The following is a 20571-nucleotide window of genomic DNA, read 5'->3' as shown; positions in this document are numbered from 1 at the left end:
CAAACAAATGGGCTTTTCACAGGCACTCAGTGGTCTTAACTCCGCCGCCATCAACCTGGACGTGGTGGGCAACAATATCGCCAACGCCCAGACCGTGGGCTTCAAGGGCGCCAGCACCCAGTTCGCCGATGTTTACACCGGTGCCATGGCCGGCCAGGGCGTGCGCGTGGCGGCGGTGCTGCAGGATTTCTCCAACGGTACGCTGGAAGCCACCGGCCGTAACCTGGATCTGGGTATTAACGGCGCCGGTTTCTTCCGCTTCCAGCAAGGTGAGGAAATCGTCTATTCCCGCAATGGCCAGCTTAAACTGACCAGCGACGGCTACCTGGTCAACGCCCAGGGCGCGCGGCTAACCGGCTTTCCCGCCGGTGTCGGTACCGGTGGCCAGCCGGAGACCCTGCGCGTGCCCGCCGGCGCCATGCCGGCGGTGGCCACCAGCGCGGTGCAGGCCTCGTTCCAGATGGACGCCACCGCCGACACCATTGACCGGGCCACCACACCCTTCGACGCCGCCGACGGTGACAGCTACTCCTACGCCAACACCGGCACCGCCTACGATTCCCTGGGCGTGCAGCACACCATGACCACCTATTTCACCAAGACCGCCGACAACACCTGGGAAGTACGGGTGGCGTTGGACGGTACCGCCGACCCCGCCAACGTGGGCGAACTGGTGTTCGACGGCAACGGGGTGCTCGACGAGGGGGCCAGCACCTTCCCCACCTACGCCTTCACTCCGGGCGGCGGCGCGGACCCGCTCAACTTCACCATCGACTTCGACGGCACCACCCAGTTCGGTAATGGTTTCGCCATGGATACCCTGACCCAGAACGGCGCCGCCGCCGGCTCCCTGGTGGGCATCACCTTCGATGAGGCGGGCAACATCATCGGTAATTACTCCAACGAAAAATCCCAGGTGCTGGGCACCATAGCGCTGGCCAATTTCCGTAATCCGGAAGGCTTGGAGATGGCCGGCGACAACGCCTGGAAGGAAACCGGCACCTCCGGCCAGCCACTGCTGGGGCTGGCCGGCGAAGGGCAGTTTGGCGGGCTCGAGTCGGGCACCGTGGAGAAGTCCAACGTGGACCTGACCTCGGAACTGGTGGACCTGATCGTCGCGCAACGCAACTACCAGGCCAATACCCAGACCATCAAGGTGCAGGACGAGGTGCTGCAAAGCGCCGTCAACCTACGCTGATAGGGGGCCGCCACGATGGACCGCATCCTCTACACCGCCATGAGCGGGGCCAAGCAGACCATGGATCGCCAGGCGGTGGTCAGCAACAACCTGGCCAACGTTTCCACCGCCGGCTTCCGGGGGCAGCTGCATGCGATGCGCGCGGTGCCGGTGCAAGGTGACGGCGTGCTGGCCACCCGCGCCTCGGTGGTGGCCAGCACGCCGGGCTCGGATTTTTCCGCCGGGCCGATGAACGCCACCGGCCGCGATCTGGATGTGGCCCTGCAGGGCGATGCCTGGCTGGCGGTGCAGAGCGACGACGGCGGCGAGGCCTACACCCGGCGCGGCGATCTTCAGGTGGACGCCGACGGCGTGCTCAACAGCGCCGGCCGTCCGGTGATTGGCGAAGGCGGCCCGATCATGGTGCCGCTGGGCGCGCGGTTGTCCATGGGCGCCGACGGCACTCTCAGTGCCATCGGTCCCGGGCAGGACCCGGATGCATTGGTCCGCGTCGCTCGGTTGAAGATGGTGAGCGGCGCCGACGCCGGCCTGACCCGGGGCGAGGACGGCCTGTTCCGTCCCGACGACGGAGGCCAACTGGCTTTGGATGAAGAGGCGAGGATGATCTCCGGCGCCCTGGAAGGCAGCAACGTGAGCGCCATCGACGGCATGGTGGCGATGATCGACAACGGTCGTCGCTACGAAATGCAGATGAAGGTGATCGAAAGCGCCGACGAAAACGACCAGCGGGCCAACAGTCTGCTGTCGATCAACTGAGCCCCGTTAACCACGAGGAAATACCATGATCAAATCCCTGTGGACCGCGAAAACCGGCCTTGAATCCCAACAGGTGAAGATGGACGTGATCGCCAACAACCTGGCCAACGTCAGCACCAACGGTTTCAAGAAATCCCGCGCCGTGTTCGAGGACCTGCTGTATCAGAACCTGCGGCAACCCGGCGGCGCCAACGACGTGCAGAACTCGCTGCCTTCGGGCATGCAGGTGGGCTCCGGCGTGCGCCCGGTGGCCACCGAACGCCTGCACAGCCAGGGGGGGCTGGAGAACACCGGCAACTCCCGGGATCTGGCCATCAACGGCAAGGGTTTCTTCCAGGTCCGTTTGCCCGATGGCAACGTGGCTTTCACCCGTGACGGCAGTTTCCAGCTTGATCAGAACGGCCAGATGGTCACCTCCAGCGGTTACCCCCTGGAGCCGGCGGTGATGATCCCGGAGAACGCCCTGCAGGTGATCATCGGCAAGGATGGGCTGGTGTCGGTCACCGAGCCCGGTTCCAGCGAAAGCGTGGAGGTGGGCCAGCTCACCGTGTCCACTTTCGTCAATCCGGCGGGCCTGGAGAGCATTGGCGAGAATCTCTATCTGGAGACCACCAGCTCCGGTCTGCGTACCGAAAGCATGCCCGGCATGAACGGCGCCGGCAGCCTTTACCAGAAGTACGTGGAGACCTCCAACGTCAACGTGGTGGAGGAGATGGTGAACATGATCCAGACCCAGCGCGCCTACGAGATCAACAGCAAGGCGGTGCAGACCTCCGACGAAATGCTGTCCCGGCTGGCGCAGCTGTAACCGATCCCGGGAGAGCCTGATGAACCTCGTGCCGCGCCGTCTTTTGCTGGCCTTGATGATCGCCGTCCTGGCGCTGTCCGGCTGTGCCCAGCTACCGCGGCCCTCGGTGGTCGGCGAGCAGGAGAAGGTGGCGATTCCGCAACCGCCACCAGCACGGCCCGATGGCTCCCTGTTTCAGGCGCGGCGCGGTTATCGACCGCTGTTCGAGGACCGCCGCCCGGTCATGGTGGGGGATGTACTCACGGTGCTGCTCGACGAGCAGGTCAGCGCCTCGAAAAGTTCGCAAAGCAACGCCGACCGTAACGGCTCCGCCGCCCTGACCCCCACCGCCGTGCCCAAGGGTCTGGAGGACCTGAGCGATTACGGTTTCGACCTGGCCGGCGAGAACACCTTCCAGGGTGGCGGTGGTTCCCAGGCGCGCAACACCTTCACCGGCACCATCACGGTGACGGTGCTGGAAGTGCTGGGCAACGGCAACCTGCGGGTGCGTGGCGAGAAGCAGATCCTGATCAACCAGGGCACCGAGTTCATTCGTTTTTCCGGCGTGGTGGACCCCCGGGAAATCAGCGTTGGCAACCGGGTTGCCTCGACCCAGGTCGCGGACGCGCGCATTGAGTACGTCGGCGATGGTTACATCAACGAGGCGCAGACCATGGGTTGGCTGCAGCGCTTCTTCCTGAACATTTCCCCCTTCTGACGGCGAGGCCCCGGGAGCATGGCATTTATCGTGGAATTGGTTCGTCGTGCCGGCATCGTGGTGTTGCTGGCGGCTCTGCTGCCGGCGTCGCTGCGTGCCGAGCCACTGCGCGAACTGGCGGATTTCGCCGGCGTGCGCGACAACGTGCTGGTTGGCTATGGCCTGGTGGTGGGGCTCGACGGCAGCGGCGACCAGACCATGCAAACGCCGTTCACCACCCAGAGCCTGCGCAATATGTTCAGCCAGCTCGGCATCACCATCCCCGAAGGCACCAACATGCAGTTGCGTAACGTGGCCGGCGTCATGGTCACCGCCGACCTGCCGCCTTTCGCCGCCCCCGGCCAGCGCCTCGACGTGGTGGTGTCGTCGATCGGCAACGCGCGCAGCCTGCGCGGCGGTACCCTGCTGATGACGCCCCTCAAGGGCGCCGACGGCGCCACCTACGCCCTGGCCCAGGGCAACCTGCTGATCGGCGGCGCCGGCGCCGAGGCCGGCGGTAGCAGCGTGCAGATCAATCAACAGGCCAGTGGTCGCATCGCCAACGGCGCCCTGGTGGAACGGGAAGTGCCGTTGGCGCTGGGTGAGGCCAACGGCGTGCTGGAACTGCAACTCAAGGACGCCGATTTCGGCACCGCCGAACGGGCGGTACGTGCCATCAACACCGAGTTCGGGCGCTCCGTGGCCAGTGCCGCCAACGCCCGCACCCTCCGTTTGCAGGGGCCCACCAGCGCCAACGAGCGGGTCAGTTTCATGGCCCGTGTGGAGCGCGTCTATGTGACCCCCACCGAAGCGCCCGCCAAGGTGGTGATCAACGCCCGCACCGGTTCGGTGGTGCTCAACGGGCGCGTCACCCTGAAGCCGGCGGCGGTAGCCCACGGCAACCTGTCCGTGGTGATCGATACCAATTACGGCGTCAGCCAGCCGGCACCGTTCGGCCAGGGCGATACCACCGTGGTGCCGAACAGCGATATCAGCATACGCCAGCAGCAGGGCGCTCTGCGGGTGGTGGAAGGCGCCGACCTGATGCAGGTGGTCGATGCTCTCAATGCCCTGGGCGCCACCCCCCAGGATCTTATGTCCATTCTTGAGGCGCTTAAGGCCGCCGGGGCCCTGCGCGCGGAACTGGAGATACTGTGATGAGCACCGATGGCGTACAGGGCGGTTTCGCTCTCGATGTGCAGGGGCTCGATCGCCTTAAACGGGGCGCCGCCCGGGACCCCGGCGGCGCCCTGCGGGAAACCGCCGAACAGTTCGAGTCGCTGTTTCTGCACCGCATGATCAAGGCCATGCGCGATGCCGGACCACGGGCCGACCTGCTCGACAGCAGCCAGACCCGCTTCTATGAATCCCTGTTCGACCAGCAGCTTTCCCAGCACCTGGCCGGGCGCGGCGTGGGGCTGGCGGACCAACTGGTGGCCCAGCTCTCCGACCGTGCCGGCATTCCCAAGGGCACGCCCCGGGCGCTGCCCGGCGTATCGCGGGCGGAGGGCGGCGCGGCCACCGACGGGGCAGCGACCGGGCGCGAACTCGCTGGCACCGACCGTGCCGATCGATCCGCGCGCGCCGAAGCACCCCGGCCGCCGCTGCTGGCGGCGGCCAACCCGCCGGCCACCCCGGAAGCCTTCGTCGACCAGCTGGCCGGCCCGGCCCGGGACGCCGAGCGCCGCACCGGCGTGCCGGCGCCGCTGATTCTGGCCCAGGCCGCCCTGGAAACCGGTTGGGGCCGCCACCGCATCACCACCGAGGACGGCGCCGACAGCCACAACCTGTTCGCCATCAAGGCCGGTACCGGCTGGCAAGGCAAGACCACCGACGTCACCACCCACGAATACATCGACGGCCAGAGGGTCAAGCGCGTGGAACGCTTCCGCGTTTACGACTCCTATCAGGAGGCGTTCGCCGACCATGGCCGTCTGCTTACCGGCAACGGCCGCTACGCCGGCGTGCTGCGCGCCGACAGCGCCGACCAGGCCGCCCGCGCCCTGCAGGACGGCGGCTACGCCACCGACCCGGCCTACGCGGACAAACTGGTGGCGGTGATGGATCGCATCGGAGGTATTGCGGCGGAGCGGCTGGCCAGCATGCCGCCCGGTCGCTCCCGCCATGATCGATTGGCACCGTAGGAGCGACTTGAGTCGCGATCATCGCCGTGCCAGCTTCATCGCGACTGAAGCGCAACGCCGCCACTGCTACGGAGCCGCCCGTGACGCGTTCCGGCTGGAGAGCACGCACTAAAAGCGCGATGAAACTCAAGAAAACCCGCCCGCCGCCGATAACGGGCATAACGGTTAAAGGAAGGCGACCATGAGTCTTTTCTCCATCGGTCTGAGCGGTCTGAACGCCGCCCAGAACGCGCTCAACACCACCAGCAACAACATCAGCAACGTCTATACGCCCGGTTACAACCGGGAACTGACCCTGCTGGGCGAGCGTAATGTCAGCGGCGGTGTTCAGGTCAACGATATTCAGCGGCAGTACGACTATTACGTGGCCGGCCAGCTCAACGCCGCCACCAGCAAAGCCAGCGCCCTGCAGAGTTACCATACCCAGATCAGCCAGATCGATAACCTGCTCGCCGATCGTGAAGCCGGCCTGGCGCCGCTGATGCAGAACTTTTTCTCCTCCCTGGAGGATCTAGCCTCCACGCCATCGGACCCGGCCGCCCGCCAGGGCGTGATGGGCGCCGCCGATACCCTGGCCGCCCAGTTCCGCGCCTTCGACGGCTACCTCCAGGACCTGCGGGATGGCCTGAAAGGAAAACTCCAGGACGAGGTCACCCAGATCAACAACAGTGCCGAGCAGATCGCCGGCCTGAACCGGGAAATCGCCCTGGCCAAGGCCAAGAACGGCGAGGCGCCCAACAGCCTGCTCAACCAGCGGGATCAACTGGTGGCCGAACTTAGCGAGCGGCTCGATGTGTCCCTGACCATTCAGGAAAGTGGCACCTACAACCTGTCCATCGGCAACGGCCAGCCCCTGGTGGCCGGCTCGCGCAGCTTCTCGCTGACCACCCAGGCCTCCGCCGAGGACCCCACCCGTCTGGTGATCGGCTACAACGATTCCGCCGGCAACCAGGTGGAATTGGATCAGGACACCCTTGCCGGTGGCAGCCTGGGCGGCTTGCTCACTTTCCGTGATGAAACCCTGGATAAAACCCAGAACCAGTTGGGGCGCCTGGCGGTGTCCCTGGCCACGGCGCTGAATTATCAGCACCAGGCCGGCACCGATCTCAACGGCGATCCGGGCCAGGCGCTGTTCGACGTGGGCCAGCCCCGAGCCTTCGTGAATGACGGCAACGCCGGCGGCGCGACCATCAGCGCCGCCTACGGCGACGTGGATCAGCTCACCGCCAGCGACTACGACCTGGTGGTGAGCGACGCCGCCGCCGGTGAATTCCAGGTCACCCGTCGAGATAGCGGCGAAACCTTCACCGCCACCCTGGACGCCAGCGGTGAAATGGCGATCGGTGGCACCGTGATCACCATTGGCGGCGCGGCGACCCTGGTGGATGGCGACCGTTTCCAGTTGCAGCCTACCCGGCAAGCCGCCAGCGGCCTGGAAAACCGCATCCACGAGGCCGGCCTGATCGCCGCCGGCCAGGGCGGTGGCAGCGGGGACAATGAAAACGCGCTGGCCATGCAGGATCTCCAGGACGCTCTCCTGGTGGGCGGCAGCGCCACCCTCAACGGCGCCTATGCCTCCATGGTCGGCGATGTGGGTAACCGCACCAACATCGTTCAGGTGAACCTGGAAGCCCAGCAAGGGTTGAGCGAACAACTCAGGGAGGTGCAGCAATCCGAATCCGGGGTCAACCTGGACGAGGAGGCCGCCAACCTGATCCGTTACCAGCAGTTTTATCAGGCCAACGCCAAGGTGATTCAGACCGGCTCGGCCATCATGGACGCCATTCTGGGTCTGCGCTAAGCGCCAGCGCCGGGAGATCGAAGATGCGCATCAGCACCGTAACCATGTATGAACAGAGCCTCACCGCCATGAACCGCCAGCAGGGGGAGTTCACCCGGGTCGGGCAGCAGATCGCCACCGGCCGCCGGGTGGTCAATCCCTCCGACGATCCCCAGGCCGCCTCCCGGGCGGTGCAGGTGTCCCAGTCCCTGGCCGTCACCGAGCAGTACGCCGACGCCCGGGTCAGCGCGCGCAATGCGCTGTCCCAGGAAGAGAGCGTGCTCAATAGCGTGGGCGATGCCATCGCCAGCGCCAAGACCCAGATCATCCGTGCCGCCAGCGACACCCTCAGCGACGCTGATCGGGATTCCGTGGCCAGTGACCTGCGCGGCATCTACGAAACCCTGATCGGCCAGGCCAACGCCACCGACGGCAACGGCCGTCACCTGTTTGGCGGTTACCAGGATGCCAGTGAGCCTTTCGTGCGCGCCGCCGACGGCACCGTCGATTATGTCGGTGATGGCAACGTTCGACAGCAGCGTATCGACGCCTCCCGTGTCATGCCGGTCACCGATAATGGTGAAACCATATTCCAGAGCGTTCACGGCAGCGCCGGCTATGTGGCCGAGGCCGCCGCCGGTAACGGTGGCGACATGACCTTCACCGGCCCGCTGATCATCGACGAAAGCGACCCGGCGTTTGGCAACGCGTTCCAGATCGATTTCCAGGTCGGCGCCGGCGTCACCACCTACACCATCAACGGCGGCGCGCCCCAGCCCTATGAAGAGGGCACCCCGATCACCACCGGAGGGTTGTCCATCACCCTGGATGGTGCCCCGGCGGACGGCGACAGCCTGACCATGGACCGCGCCGCCAACATGAACACCGACCTGTTCAAGACCTTCGAGAAAGCCCTGGCGGTGCTGGAACAGCCCGCCGGCACGGACGCTGAAAAAGCAGCCCGCAAGAACACCCTGAACACGGTGATGCGCGAGCTCGATAACAGCCTGGATAACGTGCTCACCGTGCGTGCCTCGGTGGGCGCCCGGCTTAACGAGCTGGACGTGGTGGACGCGGTGGGCGGCAACCGCAAGCTCAACTACACCGAAAACCTTTCCAACCTGATCGGCGATCTCAGTGATCCGGCCACCTTCGCCGAGGTGATCTCGGAGTACAGCCTGCGTCAGGTGAGCCTGGAAGCGGCCCGCAAGGCGTTCGTCGACATCAAGGGCACCAGCCTGTTCGACCGTCTGTGATGATCGCGACTGAAGCGGTACGCCGCCCGGTCGCTCCTACACTGCGGCCCTGCCCCGTAGGAGCGACTTCAGTCGCGATCAGGCCAGCGCCGCCACCAACTGTTCCAGGAACCCCAGCCCTTGCCCGAACAATCCCTGCAGAAAGCGCCCGAAGTCGGTCATCAGCACCATCAACAGGAACAGCCCCAGGGTCAGGGACGTCGGGAACCCCACCGAGAACACGGTGAGCTGCGGCGCCGAACGGTTGAGAATACCCAGCGACAGGTTGACGATCAGCAACGGCGCCACTAGCGGCAACGCCAATAGCAAACCGGACACGAAGATGGTGCCGCCATAGCGCACCAGCATTTCGAAGGCGCCCGGGTTCAGGCCCAGGGTGTCGATGGGCAGAGTGCGGAAACTGGTGGCCAGGATATCGATCACCACGAGATGGCCGTTCACCGCCAGGAACATAAGCAGGGTGATCATGTAGAACAGCCGTGACAGGATCATGGTGTTGACCCCGTCCGGCGTCACGAAGGTGGCGAATGCCAGGCCCATCTGCAGGCCGATGAACTCCCCCGCCGCCTGCACCGCGGTGAAGGTGACGCGCAGCGCCAGCCCCATGGCGACACCGATCAGTGTCTGTTCCACCATGATGCCCAGGCCGGTCCAGGACCACACCGGCGCCGCCGGCATGGGCGGCAGCAGGGGCGCCACGACCACGCTGAGCAGCGCCGCCAGGCCCACCTTGACCTGGCGCGGCACGGCACTGTGGCCGAGCAGAGGCGCCGCCATGAAAAACGCGGACAGGCGCATGAACGGCCACAGAAACGCCGTCAGCCAGGCGTGCAGTTGATCGAAGGAAATCCCGATCATTGCACCAGGAACGGGATGTTCTGAAACAGAGTACGGGTGAAATCGGTGATCAGAGCCAGCAGCCAGGGGCCGGTGATTACCAGCACGGCGAACACGCCCAGAATCTTTGGAATGAACGACAGCGTCATCTCATTGATCTGGGTGGCGGCCTGGAACAGGCTCACCAGCAAACCAATGGCCAGCGCGGTGATCAGCAGCGGCGCGCCCAGGTAAAGCGTGGTCATCATCGCCTGATAGGCGATCGACATAACGGTTTCGGGAGTCATACGAAAAAGCTCCGCGCCAGGGAACCGATGATCAGTTGCCAGCCGTCCACCAGGACGAACAGCATCAGCTTGAAAGGCAGGGAAATCGTGGCCGGGGGCACCATCATCATGCCCAGTGCCATCAGTACGCTGGCCACCACCAGGTCAATGATCAGAAACGGGATGAAGATGGTGAAGCCGATCTGAAAGGCGGTTTTCAACTCGCTGGTGACGAACGCCGGCAACAGTACCCGCAGGGGCAGATCCTCCGGTCCCTGCAGCGGACCGGTTTCCGCCAGCCGGGCAAACAGGGCGATGTCCGGTTCCCGGGTCTGGCCAAGCATGAATTCGCGAAACGGTTGCACGCCGCGCTCGGCGAACTCGGCGAACTCGATGTCACCCTGTTCCAGCGGCACCCAGGCATCGTCATACACCTGGTTGAACACCGGCGACATGACGAAGAAGGTAAGGAACAGGGTCAGGCCCAGCAGTACCTGGTTGGGCGGCGCCGCCTGGGTACCCATGGCGGTACGTAGCAGGCTGAGCACGATGATGATGCGGGTGAAACAGGTCATCATCAGCAAAATGGCGGGGATGAAGGCCAGGCTGCTGAGCAGCAGCAGCGTCTGCAGCTTGATCGACCATTGCTGGCCACCGCCGGCGGTGGGTTCGGTGACGATGCCGGGCAGGGTCGCCTGGCTCCAGGCCAGGGCGGGCAGCAACCCCGTGGCCAGGATCAGCCAGGGCAGGGCGCGGCGGGCCGTCATGAGCGGCCCCCGCCGAGATTCTGTTTAAGGGCCTCGGCAAAGCGGGTGGCGAAGCGTTCGCTCCGCGCCATTTCATCGGGCGGCGCGGTCGGTGGCGCGGTGCTTTCATGGAGACGGGTGACCCGGCCACCGCCCACGCCCAGCACCAGCCGGGTGCCGTCCACATCCACCACCACCACCCGCTCCTTGGCGCCCACCGCCTTGCTGGCCACCACCCGCAGCAAGCGCGTGTCCTGGCCCTGGCCGGGCCCCAGCCGGCGTACCAGCCAGCCGAACAGCACGATCATGCCCACCAGCAGCGCCAGTACCAGGGCGGTCTTGCCCAGGGCGGCCAGGCCGATCATCGCCTCGCCGCCGGTGCTGACGGCCTGAAGGGCGGCTTCGCGGGTGGCGTCGGTGCTCATCGGTTCAGCTTCTGCACGCGCTCGGACGGGGTGATGATCTCGGTGATACGGATGCCGTACTTGTCCTCCACCACCACCACTTCGCCTTGGGCCACCAGATAGCCGTTGATCAGGATGTCCATGGGCTCGCCGGCCAGGCCGTCGAGCTCGATCACCGAGCCCTGGGCCAGTTCCAGCAGCTGTTTGATGGTGATACGGGTGCGGCCCAGCTCCACGCTCAGCTTGACTGGAATGTCCATGATCATTTCCAGGTCACGGGCATCTCCGCCACGGTCGGCGCCCACGCCACCGCCATCCAGCGGCTTGAACACCTGGTCGCCGGCGGCCTGGGCGCCGCTGTCGCCGGCACCCTGCTCGGCCAGGGCCTCGGCCCAGGGATCGGCGTCTTCGCCGCCGTCGCCTTGCTGCTCCGCGAGGGCCTTGTCCCAGTCGTCGTCGCTGGCGTTGTGATCGGGTTTGTTGGGGTCACTCATGGTCGGGGTCCTTGCTCTTCACGAAACCGGCGTTGGTGGCCGTGTGGGCATTGGCGTGGTCGATCACCCGCGACACTCGCAGCGCGCGCTGCTGGTCACGGCTGCCGTACTCGCATTCCAGCACCGGTACGCCGTCGACGCGGGCGGTGACGGTGGCCGGCAGTTCAATGGGCAGCACGTCGCCGGGCTGCAGGCGTATCATTTCGGAGATGCGGCTGGACACGGTGACGAACTCCGCCACCAGTTCCACCTCGGACTGGCGAATCTCGCCGGCCATGCGCTGGCTCCAGGCGTGATCGCCACTGTCGTGGCCGTCCACCACCGGGTTGTTGAGTTGCTCGCGCAGCGGCTCGATCATCGAGTAGGGCATGCACACCTGGAAATCGCTGGCCAGGTTGCCTACTTCCAGATGGAAGGTGGTGTTGACGATGATCTCGTTGGGCGAGTTGGTGATGTTGGCGAACTTGGCCTGGATTTCTGACCGCAGGTAGCTGATGTCCAGGGCATACACCGATTTCCAGGCGTCCTGGTAGGCATCGATGGCGAGCCGCAGGATACGCTGGATGATGCGTTGCTCGGTGTTGGTGAACTCGCGCCCTTCGGACTTGGTCACGAAGCGCCCGTCGCCACCGAACAGGTTGTCCACCACCATGAACACCAGGCTGGGCGGAAACACCATCAGGCCGGTGCCGCGCAGCGGCTTCATGGCGATCAGGTTAAGGTTGGTGGGCACCGGCAGATTGCGGGCGAAATCCTTGAAACTCTGGTAGCGCACCGAATCCACGGTGATGTCGGCGCTGCGCCGGATCAGGTTGAACAGGCTGACGCGGAACTGGCGCGCGAAACGCTCGTTGATGATGTCCAGGCTGTGCAGACGCTCGCGGATCACCCGATGCTGGGAGGCCGGGTCGTAGGGCCGCGGACTGGATTCCGCCTGCGGTGCCTCCTGGTCCTCGCCGGGACCGTTGAGCAGCGCGTCGATTTCTTCCTGGGAAAGCAGGTCGTCTTGTGCCATGGGCCCGTCCCCGTTACTGCACGATGAACTCGGTGAACAGCACATCCCGCACCGCCAGGTCCGGCTGCGAGGCGGTGAGCGGTTCCTCGAAGCTGGCCAGGACCTGCCGGGCCAGGGCGTGTTTGCCCTCGACGGTGGCGGCGGTTTCCGAGTCCTGGCTGGAGAGCAGCATCAGCAGGCGGCTGCGCAGTTGTGGCAGGTGATCGAGCAGGTAGCTCTCGGTGGCGGCGTCGGCCACTTCCAGGGAGAGGCCCACGTAGAGCAGCCGCTGGCCGCACAGTTCGCCCTGAATATTGACGGTGAAGGGGTCGAGTCGTACCAGCCGGGTGGGTTCTGGCGTTTTGTTGTCGACGGAGGTCTCCGCTTCCGGTGAGGGAGCGTCGTCATTGCCAAGCAGCAGGTACAGGTTGACCGCCACCAGCGCGGCCACCAGGACCACCATCAGGGCGATCAAGACGCCGGTTTTGCGCGACCGCTTCGGGGAATCTGCCATTGCGGGGAATGTCCTTGCCTGAGCTGTGAGTGTCTTGGGGGGAGTATGCCGGGGTGGTGCCTGGGCGCATGGGGAGAAAAGCGCCTGATAAAGGGCTTATTTTCGGTTCGTGGTGTTTTAACGGGATGGTGGTTGCTCTCCATCAGGACCACGACGAGACGCTTCGAGGTAGCATCCCGCGCGGCTCCGTGGTGCGCTGACGGTTGGATTGTGCTGTAGGAGCGACTTCAGTCGCGATGGGGTCTGGCACCGCCATTTGATGGCGATTGAAGCGGAGCGCCGCCCGGTCGTCCCTACGGCCCCTATCTACCGCGCCTGCCGTCAGGCGTAGAGATCCACGCCGCTGGTGGGCAGCGCGGCGGCGCGCACGGGTTCGGCGCCGGTCACGGTGGCGTCGTCACCGGTGTCGGCGAGGGCGGGGGCCGGGGCGCCATTGGCCTGGCCGTCACCGGTCTGGCCGTTGAATTGCTGCTGGGGCTGGTCGCCGACCATTGCTTCGCCCAGGGCGATGCCCTGTTCGGCCAGCGCCTCGCGCAGTTGCGGGATGGCCTGTTCCACGGCGCCGCGTACCGGCGCGTGGCTGGAAAAGAAGTGGGCCTGGGCGCCGTGATCATCCAGTTTCAGGGACACACTCAAGGGGCCCAGGTCGCGGGGGTTGAGGTGCAGCTCCATGTGCTGGTCGCCGCGTCGGGTCAGGCTTACGACTTGCTGGCCCAGTTCCTGGCCCCAGCCAGAGGCCGCCACCGGAGTGTGCAGGGTGGTCACGGTGGTGGTTGTCGCCGGGGAGGGAGCGGATGACGAGTTGGTGGTGACGTGCTGCATGGTTGGCGCGGTCGGCGTGGCGGGCTCCGCGCTGGCACCAGGGCGGTCGGCGGCGCGTTGCGTTTCCGCCATCACCGGCGCCGCCGGGGCTTGCTGGGTGTCGCTTCTGCTCAATGACGGCGGACGTTCCGCCAGGGTGGGTGGCTGGCCGTTGGCCTCGCCTTCCCGGGGACCTGCCTGGCGGGCCAGGGCGGCCGGGTTGGTGCCGGTGTCACCGTGGGACGCCGCCGGCGTCGCCGGGGGGGCGTCCGCCACGGTGGAGGCCGGGCTGGTGGTTGGCGCCGGGGCACCGGCCAGGATCGTCAGCCCCTCCGCTGCCGGGCTATCCTCGTCGCCCGCTTGCGCGGCGGGGGGCTCGGATTCGTCGCCGGGCGTTGCCTGGCCGGTGGTGGCCACGCCCGGTGCCAGCAGAGTGGCGGCGTCGCCGGCCAGCAGGGTGAGGGGCAGGGCGGATGGAACCGGCACCGTCTGGCCGCTTCGCGGATTCAGAGTAGCGGTTCGCATGGCCAGGCCGGCTGGCATGGCCTGGGCCCGCGCCGTTTCCAGGGTGTCCCGGAAGCCCTCGCCGGAGGTGTTTTCCGCCTGGCGGGGCGTGGTGCCGTTGGCGCTCACATTGAGCAGTGCATTGATGTCCATGGGAACTCCTTGCGACGCGGGGTCAGCGGGAACGGGGCCGGCGGGCCATGGCGTGGGCGGTCATTTCATCGGTGTCGCGGCGTTCGCGGCGGGTTTCCCGGGTCCGCTCCTGGCGGGCCCGGCGGTTGGCCAGGGTGTCATAGGAGGACAGCCGCCGCTGCCGCTGCTGGAGCTGGTCGCGGCTGGCCATCACCCTTTCGCTTTGCTGTTCCAGAGCCCGGCGGGCATGCTCGATGGCGTCGTCCAGGGAGCGGATGAAGCGCCGGTAGTTGTCCAGGCTGGAGGCATCGATGCCGGCGCGCATGGCGTCTTGGAGCTGGCGCTGGTAGTCGGCGCGGTATTGCTCCAGGGCACGTAATTGCTCGGCGCTGTGTTGCTGGCCGCGGCGTTCCTCGGCCAGGGTCCGGCCGGCGTTGTCGCGGGCCTGGCGGCTTTGATCAATGAGCGTATCGAGTGGATTCATGGGTCCCCCATCAGGGCGTCAAGCGCCTGTCGCGAGTGCTCGATGTCGGCGCGTTCGCCGATTGCCTGTTGCAGAAAGCCTTCTATCTCCGGGTACAGACGCACCGCTTGGTCCAGCAGCGGATCGTTGCCGGCGCTGTAGGCGCCCACGCTGATCAGGTCGCGGTTGCGCTGGTAGCGGGAGAACAACTGTTTGAAGCGCTGCGCCAGCCGCCACTGGTGATCGTCGACGATGTGGTTCATGGCGCGGCTGATCGAAGCCTCGATGTCGATGGCCGGGTAGTGGCCGGCCTCGGCCAGATCCCGGGACAGCACCACATGGCCATCAAGGATGGCGCGGGCCGCGTCGGCGATCGGGTCCTGCTGGTCGTCGCCTTCGGTGAGCACGGTATAGAAGGCGGTGATCGATCCGCCGCCGGCCTCGCCGTTGCCGGCCCGTTCCACCAGGCCGGGCAGCTTGGCGAACACCGAGGGCGGATAGCCCTTGGTGGCCGGCGGCTCGCCAATGGCCAGGGCGATTTCCCGCTGCGCCATGGCGTAGCGGGTCAGCGAATCCATGATCAGCAGCACATCGCGGCCGGTGTCGCGGAAATATTCCGCCACCCGGGTGGCATAGGCGGCGCCCTGAAGGCGCTGCAGTGGCGAGGTGTCCGCCGGCGCGGCCACCACCACGGCACGGCGCCGGCCCTCGTCGCCGAGAATGTTGTCGATGAAGTCCTTTACCTCGCGGCCCCGCTCGCCGATCAGCCCCACCACGATCACGTCGGCGCTGGTGTAGCGGGCCATCATGCCCAGCAGCACGGATTTGCCCACGCCGGAGCCGGCGAACAGCCCCATGCGCTGGCCACGACCGATGCTCAGCAGGCTGTTGAGCGCGCGGATGCCGACGTCGATGCACTGATCGATGGGGGCCCGGGACAGCGGGTTCAGGGGCGGTGCCGTGAGGGTGCCGTGGGGGGCTTCGTCCACCGATTCGCCGTCGTCCAGGGGGCGGCCATTGCCATCCACCACCCGTCCCAGAAGGTCGTCGCCCAGCGGGAACCGGCGTGCTCCGGCGCCGTCCTGGCCGAGCGGGAAGACCCGTGCCCCCGGGGTCAGGCCGCTGATTTCCGCCAGTGGCATCAGGAACAGATTGTCGCCGGAGAAACCCACCACTTCCGCCTCGGCGAAGCCGGCGGGTTCACCGCCACCGGCGGACAGCTCGATACGGCAGGCGCTGCCCAGGGGCACGCGCAGCCCCACCGCTTCCAGCACCAGGCCGGCGGCGCGTACCACCCGACCGCTGGCCTGGTAGGTGGGCACCGTGGCGACCCGACCGGCGACGCTGCTCAGGGTGGCGCGCCAGTGCTGGTGGTGGCGGGCGGCACTCACGATGTCGGTTCCCCGCTGTCCTGGCCCGGGCGGCGGCGCCGGCGCACCCGGCCACTGACCGCCGCCCAGCGGCTTTCCCAGGTGGCGTCCAGCTCGCCGCTGGGGCTGGTGACGCGGCAGCCGCCACGGCCAAGCTGGTCGTCCGGATGCAGTTTCCAGCCCGCCGCCGCCAGTTCCGCGCCCAGTTCCCGTTCCACCAGGGTCAGATCGTCCGGGTGCAGCCACAGCCGGGTTTTACCATTGAGGCTGGGTTCGTCGTGGATCAATTCGCGGACCACCGCGAGCACCTGCTCCGGGCGCTCGCGCAGGGCATCGCCGGCCAGTTGCCGGCCGGTGGTCAACGCCAGCTCCACCAGCTCCTCGGCGACGCCCTCGTCCAGGCTCGCCAGCGCGTCACCGAAGCCCCGGGCCAGCTCCGCCAGCGGGGCCAGGGTCTCGGCACGTTGGCGATCGGTTTCTTCCTCGCCCTGGCGACGGCCCTCTTGCAGGCCTTGGGCATGGCCCTCCCGGTGGCCTTCCTCGAAGCCGGCCCGGTAACCTTCCTGGCGCGCTTGCTCGCGTACTTTGTCGCGCAAGGCGCGCAGCTCCGACTGGTGATCGAAGGTGGCATCGCGGTCGTCGTCCATCACCGCGCCGGCGCGGTGGCGGTCGTCCAGCTCGCCCATGCGCCAGGGGCGCCAGCCAGCGAGATTGGAGAAGCGCGTTTCAGACATAGGCGTCGTCCCCGCCGCTCAGCACGATCTCGCCGTTGTCGGCCAGGCGCCGCACCACCTGCAGGATGGCTTTCTGTTCGTTTTCCACCTGGGATACGCGGATCGGACCGCTCGCCTCCAGGTCCTCGCGCAGCAGGGTGCTGGCGCGGGTGGACATGTTGCGCAGGAATTTTTCCTTGAGGGCGTCGTCGCAGCCTTTCAACGCGATCACCAGGGAGTTGCTGTTGATTTCCTTGAGCAGCAGTTGGATACCGCGATCGTCGATGTCCAGCAGGTTTTCGAACAGGAACATCTCGTCGATGATCTTTTGCGCCAGATCCTCGCTGTGGGCACGCACCGTCTCGATCACCCTCTCCTCGGCGCTGGAATTCATCAGATTGAGGATCTCGGCGGCGGTGCGCGCGCCGCCCATCTTGCTGCGTTTGAGGTTCTGGCCGTCGAGCATGCCGCCCAGCACTTCGGTGAGTTCCTGCAGGGCCGCCGGCTGCACGCCACTGAAGGTGGCGATGCGCAGCACCACGTCGTTGCGCAGTTTGTCGTCGAAGTACTCCAGCACGTCGGCGGCCTGGCGGCGTTCCAGGTGCACCAGGATGGTGGCGATGATCTGCGGGTGCTCGTCGCGGATCATTTCCGAAACGATGTTCGCTTCCATCAGGTTGAGCGCGTCGATCCCGGAGTTGGCGCCGCTTTGTTCGAGAATGTCCTCAAGCAGGCTGGAGGCGCGTTCGTTGCCGAGCGCCTTGGTCAGTACCGAACGGATGTGATCACTGGAATAAAGATTGAGCGCGGCGAACTGGTCGGATTCATCATAGAAGTCGTCCAGCACCTGGCGCATTTCATCCTGGGACACATGACCCAGGGTGGCCATCTCCTGGCTTACGTCCTGTACTTCCCGGGCGGACAGGTGCTTGAACACTTCCGCGGCGCAGTCCTCGTCCAGGGCCAGCAGCAGGATGGCGGCGCGGCGGGCATTGGTCAGTTCAGTCATGGCGGTTCATCCAGCCGCGTACGATCATTGCCACCATGGCAGGGTCTTCCTGGGCCATCTCCTGCAGATCCTTGAGGTTCTGTTCATGGGCGCTGGAGCGACGCCGGCGGCGGCGTGGTGGCGGTTCCGGCTGCTCCTCGTCGCGTTCGGGCTGCGCATAGGGGGCGGCGGCCACCGGCGCGGGGGCGGCCTGCGGCGCCGGCGTCGGGCGCTGGTCCTGGTAGCGGCGCAGAATCGGGCGCAGCAGCAGTGTGTACAGCAGCAGGGCGGCCAGGGCCACGAGCAGCCAGCGCCCCACGGACATCAACAGCCCCTGCCAGAACGGGTCACGCCACCAGTCGCGATCGGCTACCACCTCGGTTTCCCTGGTGAACGGGCTGTTGACCACTTCCAGCCCGTCGCCGCGGGCCTCGGAATATCCCATCGCCTGGCGCACCAATTGGCGGATGCGTTCCAGACGTTCCGGGTCGAGCGGTTCGTTGACCGGCTTGCCCTGGTCGTCGACGCCATTCTGGTAGTCCACCACCACGGCCACGGACAGCCGTTGCAGGCGGGCGCGCTGGTGCTGCACGTGGGTGACGTTGCGATCCACTTCGTAATTGATGACGCTTTCGCGGCGCAGGCTGCCGGTGGTGTTGTCGGCCTCGCCATCGTCGGTGCCGGCGTTGTCGCCGTCTTCATCGCCGGCCGGGTCCTGCACCGGCGATGGCGCGGCGCCGGGCGGCGTATTGCTGAGCGCGCCCGGCACGCCGGCGGCCAGGGCCCGGTCGCCCTGATAATTGCTGTTCATTTGCCGGCTGCGCACCGCCGCCGGATTGTCGTCCTGGTTGGGGCCGTAGCGCTCGCTGGTTTCCTCGCGGCGGGAGAAATCCACATCCGCGACGACCTGGGCGCGCACCCGGTCGCGACCGAGGATCGGCGCCAGGATGCTTTCGATGCGTTCGCGGTAGCCGCGTTCCAACTCACGCACATAGTCGAGCCGGGTGCCGTCCAGGCCGGCGCCGCCATCGTCCGGCCGGGACAGCAGCCGGCCCGCCTGATCAACCACGGTGACGTCCTCGATGGCCAGTTCCGGCACGCTGCTGGAGACCAGGTGAACAATGGCGTTGACCTGGCCTTCGCCCAGGGTGCGGCCCGGCGCCAGGGTCAGCACCACCGAGGCCTTGGCCGGTTCGCGGTCGCGAATGAACACCGAAGGCTTGGCCATGGACAGATGCACCCGGGCGCCGGATACCGGGCCCAGGGATTCAATGGTGCTGGCCAGCTCGCCCTGCAGGCCACGCTGGAAGTTGACCCGCTCGGCGAACTGGCTGATGCCGAACGCCTGCCGGTCCATGATGTCGAAGCCCGCGTTGCCGCCCTCCGGCAGGCCCTGTTCCGCCAGTTGCAGGCGCAGCCGGTGCACCTGGTCGCCGGGCACCATCAGGGCCTGCCCGCCTTCGGCGAAACGATAGGGCACGGCGCGGCTTTCCAGTTCACTGATGATGCGCCCGCCATCCGCTTCGCTCAGATTGCTGTACAGAACCCGGTACTCCGGAGCGCTGGCCCATAGCGTCAGCGCCGCCACCACCGCGATGACCGCGGCACCGGCCACCAGCAGGGGCACCAGGGGGTTGGCGCGCAGGCGCGCCCATAGCTGCTCGATGCCTTGCGCACCGGCGCCATCACCGGTGGCTTGCGAGGCGGGGTTGGCGGCGCCGGTGCTCATGCCATTCCCCGGGTGTAGCGGCTGTGATGCTGAAAGGGCATTGCTGCGTCATCTCTTTATCTGGCTCGACCGCCGGGCGATCCCCGGCCCGGACGGTAATGCGACCCTTGCCATTATCGGCACCGGTGGTCCTGGCAAAGGAAAGAAAAGCCCGGCTTTTTGCCGTCAATTGAGCGCTTGGCGAGCGCCCCGGCGCTGCTAGTCTTTGCCTACCTTAACGATGAACCCCAGGGAGTCCCGGATGAGCGCACCGGTCGTGTCCCCCGCCATGCAGGCGGCCCTCAACCAGATGCAGGAACTGTCCGCCCAGGCCGGCGCCCGGCCCGCCGGCGAGCGACTCGACGCTACCGTGGGCAGCGGCGGGTTCGCCGACGCCCTGCAGTCCAGTCTGGAGCGCATTAATCAGTTGCAGATTGAATCCGGCGACAAGGCCCGTGCCTTCCAGTCCGGCGAGCCGGGGGTGGAGTTGCACGATGTGATGATCACCGGGCAGAAGGCAAGCATCGCCTTCGAGATGGGTAAGCAGGTGCGCAACCGCCTGGTAACCGCCTACAAGGACATCATGAACATGCAGGTGTAAGGGCGGCGGGCCGTCAGCCCACTTCGCTCAGCAACAAACCCTTGATCTCATCCAGACGCTGGGCGGCGTTGAGCGCCTCCTCCGGCGGAATCTGACGAATCAATTCACCGGTATCCCGATCCACCAGCCGGATCAGGGTACGCCCGGAATCCTCGCTGATATCGAACTGCACGCCGTAACGGCGCAGCACCTCATTGACCTGTTGCACCGGGCGCACCAGCTCCTCCTGGGCGACGGCGCGCGCCTCGGTGGCGGTGGTGTGGTCGGCATCCGGCCGCACGGCCAGCTGCTGGAGCACCTTTTCCACCCGTTGCCGGGCGGCGAGATAGGAAAACTGGGACGCCTGCGTGGAGGAGGCGGAACCGTCAATGGGGTAACTCATGGCAGGGCCTTTGCAATATTCAGCATAGTCTTCCGC

23 protein-coding genes are annotated in these 20571 nt (G+C 66.4%); 9 read left to right on the top strand and 14 right to left on the bottom strand.

What is annotated here, in order from left to right:
- Positions 1 to 7: 7 nt before the first annotated feature.
- From flgE to flgL, 8 genes are all read left to right on the top strand, one after another.
- A complete protein-coding gene (gene flgE, locus ACLD02_RS12535; protein ID WP_203105166.1) occupies positions 8 to 1198 on the top strand; it encodes a flagellar hook protein FlgE in 1191 nt (396 codons plus the stop codon).
- Positions 1199 to 1213: 15 nt separating this feature from the next.
- On the top strand, positions 1214 to 1954 hold the full coding sequence (locus ACLD02_RS12530; RefSeq protein WP_203105165.1) for a flagellar basal body rod protein FlgF: 741 nt from the start codon (positions 1214 to 1216) through the stop codon (positions 1952 to 1954).
- 25 nt (positions 1955 to 1979) lie between these two features.
- On the top strand, positions 1980 to 2762 hold the full coding sequence (gene flgG, locus ACLD02_RS12525; protein ID WP_410298845.1) for a flagellar basal-body rod protein FlgG: 783 nt from the start codon (positions 1980 to 1982) through the stop codon (positions 2760 to 2762).
- A gap of 19 nt (positions 2763 to 2781) precedes the next feature.
- Positions 2782 to 3459, top strand: coding sequence for a flagellar basal body L-ring protein FlgH (locus tag ACLD02_RS12520; RefSeq protein ID WP_203105163.1), 678 nt, complete (start codon positions 2782 to 2784; stop codon positions 3457 to 3459).
- Between the two features lie 18 nt (positions 3460 to 3477).
- Positions 3478 to 4596, top strand: coding sequence for a flagellar basal body P-ring protein FlgI (locus tag ACLD02_RS12515; RefSeq protein WP_203105162.1), 1119 nt, complete (start codon positions 3478 to 3480; stop codon positions 4594 to 4596).
- On the top strand, positions 4596 to 5582 hold the full coding sequence (gene flgJ / locus ACLD02_RS12510; RefSeq protein WP_410298844.1) for a flagellar assembly peptidoglycan hydrolase FlgJ: 987 nt from the start codon (positions 4596 to 4598) through the stop codon (positions 5580 to 5582). Before ACLD02_RS12515 ends, flgJ begins: the two co-directional genes overlap by 1 nt.
- A gap of 181 nt (positions 5583 to 5763) precedes the next feature.
- Positions 5764 to 7383 (top strand): flagellar hook-associated protein FlgK, encoded by a 1620-nt coding sequence (flgK, locus tag ACLD02_RS12505; RefSeq protein WP_410298843.1) that lies wholly within the window; start codon positions 5764 to 5766, stop codon positions 7381 to 7383.
- Positions 7384 to 7406: 23 nt separating this feature from the next.
- Complete coding sequence (gene flgL, locus ACLD02_RS12500; RefSeq protein ID WP_203105159.1) at positions 7407 to 8618, top strand: flagellar hook-associated protein FlgL; 1212 nt, start codon at positions 7407 to 7409, stop codon at positions 8616 to 8618.
- A 78-nt stretch (positions 8619 to 8696) separates the two neighbouring features.
- On the opposite strand, the gene fliR is transcribed toward flgL, so the two are convergent.
- The 13 genes from fliR to fliF all read right to left on the bottom strand — a co-directional run bounded on the left by fliR (position 8697) and on the right by fliF (position 19573).
- Positions 8697 to 9476 carry a flagellar biosynthetic protein FliR gene (gene fliR, locus ACLD02_RS12495; protein WP_203105158.1) on the bottom strand — a complete coding sequence of 260 codons (780 nt, stop codon included), beginning with the start codon at positions 9474 to 9476 and terminating at the stop codon, positions 8697 to 8699.
- Positions 9473 to 9742, bottom strand: a complete 270-nt coding sequence (gene fliQ, locus ACLD02_RS12490) for a flagellar biosynthesis protein FliQ (RefSeq protein WP_203105157.1) — start codon at positions 9740 to 9742, stop codon at positions 9473 to 9475. The genes fliR and fliQ overlap by 4 nt, the downstream gene beginning before the upstream one ends.
- Positions 9739 to 10488, bottom strand: a complete 750-nt coding sequence (fliP, locus tag ACLD02_RS12485) for a flagellar type III secretion system pore protein FliP (protein WP_203105156.1) — start codon at positions 10486 to 10488, stop codon at positions 9739 to 9741. Before fliP ends, fliQ begins: the two co-directional genes overlap by 4 nt.
- The gene (fliO, locus tag ACLD02_RS12480; RefSeq protein WP_203105155.1) at positions 10485 to 10892 is read right to left on the bottom strand and encodes a flagellar biosynthetic protein FliO; all 408 of its coding nucleotides are present in this window, start codon (positions 10890 to 10892) and stop codon (positions 10485 to 10487) included. The genes fliP and fliO overlap by 4 nt, the downstream gene beginning before the upstream one ends.
- Positions 10889 to 11365, bottom strand: a complete 477-nt coding sequence (gene fliN, locus ACLD02_RS12475; RefSeq protein WP_203105154.1) for a flagellar motor switch protein FliN — start codon at positions 11363 to 11365, stop codon at positions 10889 to 10891. Before fliN ends, fliO begins: the two co-directional genes overlap by 4 nt.
- Positions 11358 to 12380 (bottom strand): flagellar motor switch protein FliM, encoded by a 1023-nt coding sequence (gene fliM / locus ACLD02_RS12470; RefSeq protein ID WP_203105153.1) that lies wholly within the window; start codon positions 12378 to 12380, stop codon positions 11358 to 11360. Before fliM ends, fliN begins: the two co-directional genes overlap by 8 nt.
- Positions 12381 to 12393: 13 nt before the next feature.
- The gene (locus ACLD02_RS12465) at positions 12394 to 12873 is read right to left on the bottom strand and encodes a flagellar basal body-associated FliL family protein (RefSeq protein ID WP_410298842.1); all 480 of its coding nucleotides are present in this window, start codon (positions 12871 to 12873) and stop codon (positions 12394 to 12396) included.
- A gap of 321 nt (positions 12874 to 13194) precedes the next feature.
- Positions 13195 to 14331: a flagellar hook-length control protein FliK gene (locus tag ACLD02_RS12460; RefSeq protein WP_410298841.1), complete on the bottom strand. Its 1137-nt coding sequence runs from the start codon at positions 14329 to 14331 to the stop codon at positions 13195 to 13197.
- Positions 14332 to 14353: 22 nt separating this feature from the next.
- Positions 14354 to 14794: a flagellar export protein FliJ gene (gene fliJ, locus ACLD02_RS12455; RefSeq protein ID WP_410298840.1), complete on the bottom strand. Its 441-nt coding sequence runs from the start codon at positions 14792 to 14794 to the stop codon at positions 14354 to 14356.
- Positions 14791 to 16164 (bottom strand): flagellar protein export ATPase FliI, encoded by a 1374-nt coding sequence (gene fliI, locus ACLD02_RS12450; protein ID WP_410298839.1) that lies wholly within the window; start codon positions 16162 to 16164, stop codon positions 14791 to 14793. Before fliI ends, fliJ begins: the two co-directional genes overlap by 4 nt.
- Positions 16161 to 16877: a flagellar assembly protein FliH gene (gene fliH / locus ACLD02_RS12445; protein ID WP_203105148.1), complete on the bottom strand. Its 717-nt coding sequence runs from the start codon at positions 16875 to 16877 to the stop codon at positions 16161 to 16163. Before fliH ends, fliI begins: the two co-directional genes overlap by 4 nt.
- On the bottom strand, positions 16870 to 17865 hold the full coding sequence (gene fliG, locus ACLD02_RS12440) for a flagellar motor switch protein FliG (RefSeq protein WP_203105147.1): 996 nt from the start codon (positions 17863 to 17865) through the stop codon (positions 16870 to 16872). Before fliG ends, fliH begins: the two co-directional genes overlap by 8 nt.
- The gene (gene fliF, locus ACLD02_RS12435; RefSeq protein WP_203105146.1) at positions 17858 to 19573 is read right to left on the bottom strand and encodes a flagellar basal-body MS-ring/collar protein FliF; all 1716 of its coding nucleotides are present in this window, start codon (positions 19571 to 19573) and stop codon (positions 17858 to 17860) included. Before fliF ends, fliG begins: the two co-directional genes overlap by 8 nt.
- 241 nt (positions 19574 to 19814) lie before the next feature.
- Between fliF and fliE the strand changes: the two genes are divergently transcribed.
- Positions 19815 to 20153 carry a flagellar hook-basal body complex protein FliE gene (fliE, locus tag ACLD02_RS12430; RefSeq protein ID WP_410298838.1) on the top strand — a complete coding sequence of 113 codons (339 nt, stop codon included), beginning with the start codon at positions 19815 to 19817 and terminating at the stop codon, positions 20151 to 20153.
- Between the two features lie 13 nt (positions 20154 to 20166).
- Here fliE and ACLD02_RS12425 read toward each other — a convergent pair whose 3' ends face one another.
- The gene (locus tag ACLD02_RS12425) at positions 20167 to 20535 is read right to left on the bottom strand and encodes a flagellar protein FlaG (protein ID WP_203105144.1); all 369 of its coding nucleotides are present in this window, start codon (positions 20533 to 20535) and stop codon (positions 20167 to 20169) included.
- Between the last annotated feature and the right edge of the window lie 36 nt (positions 20536 to 20571).

The sequence above is a fragment of the Alloalcanivorax sp. C16-2 genome (assembly GCF_046507615.1).
GTDB lineage: Bacteria > Pseudomonadota > Gammaproteobacteria > Pseudomonadales > Alcanivoracaceae > Alloalcanivorax > Alloalcanivorax marinus_A.
This window is presented reverse-complemented; position numbering and strand designations above follow the sequence as displayed.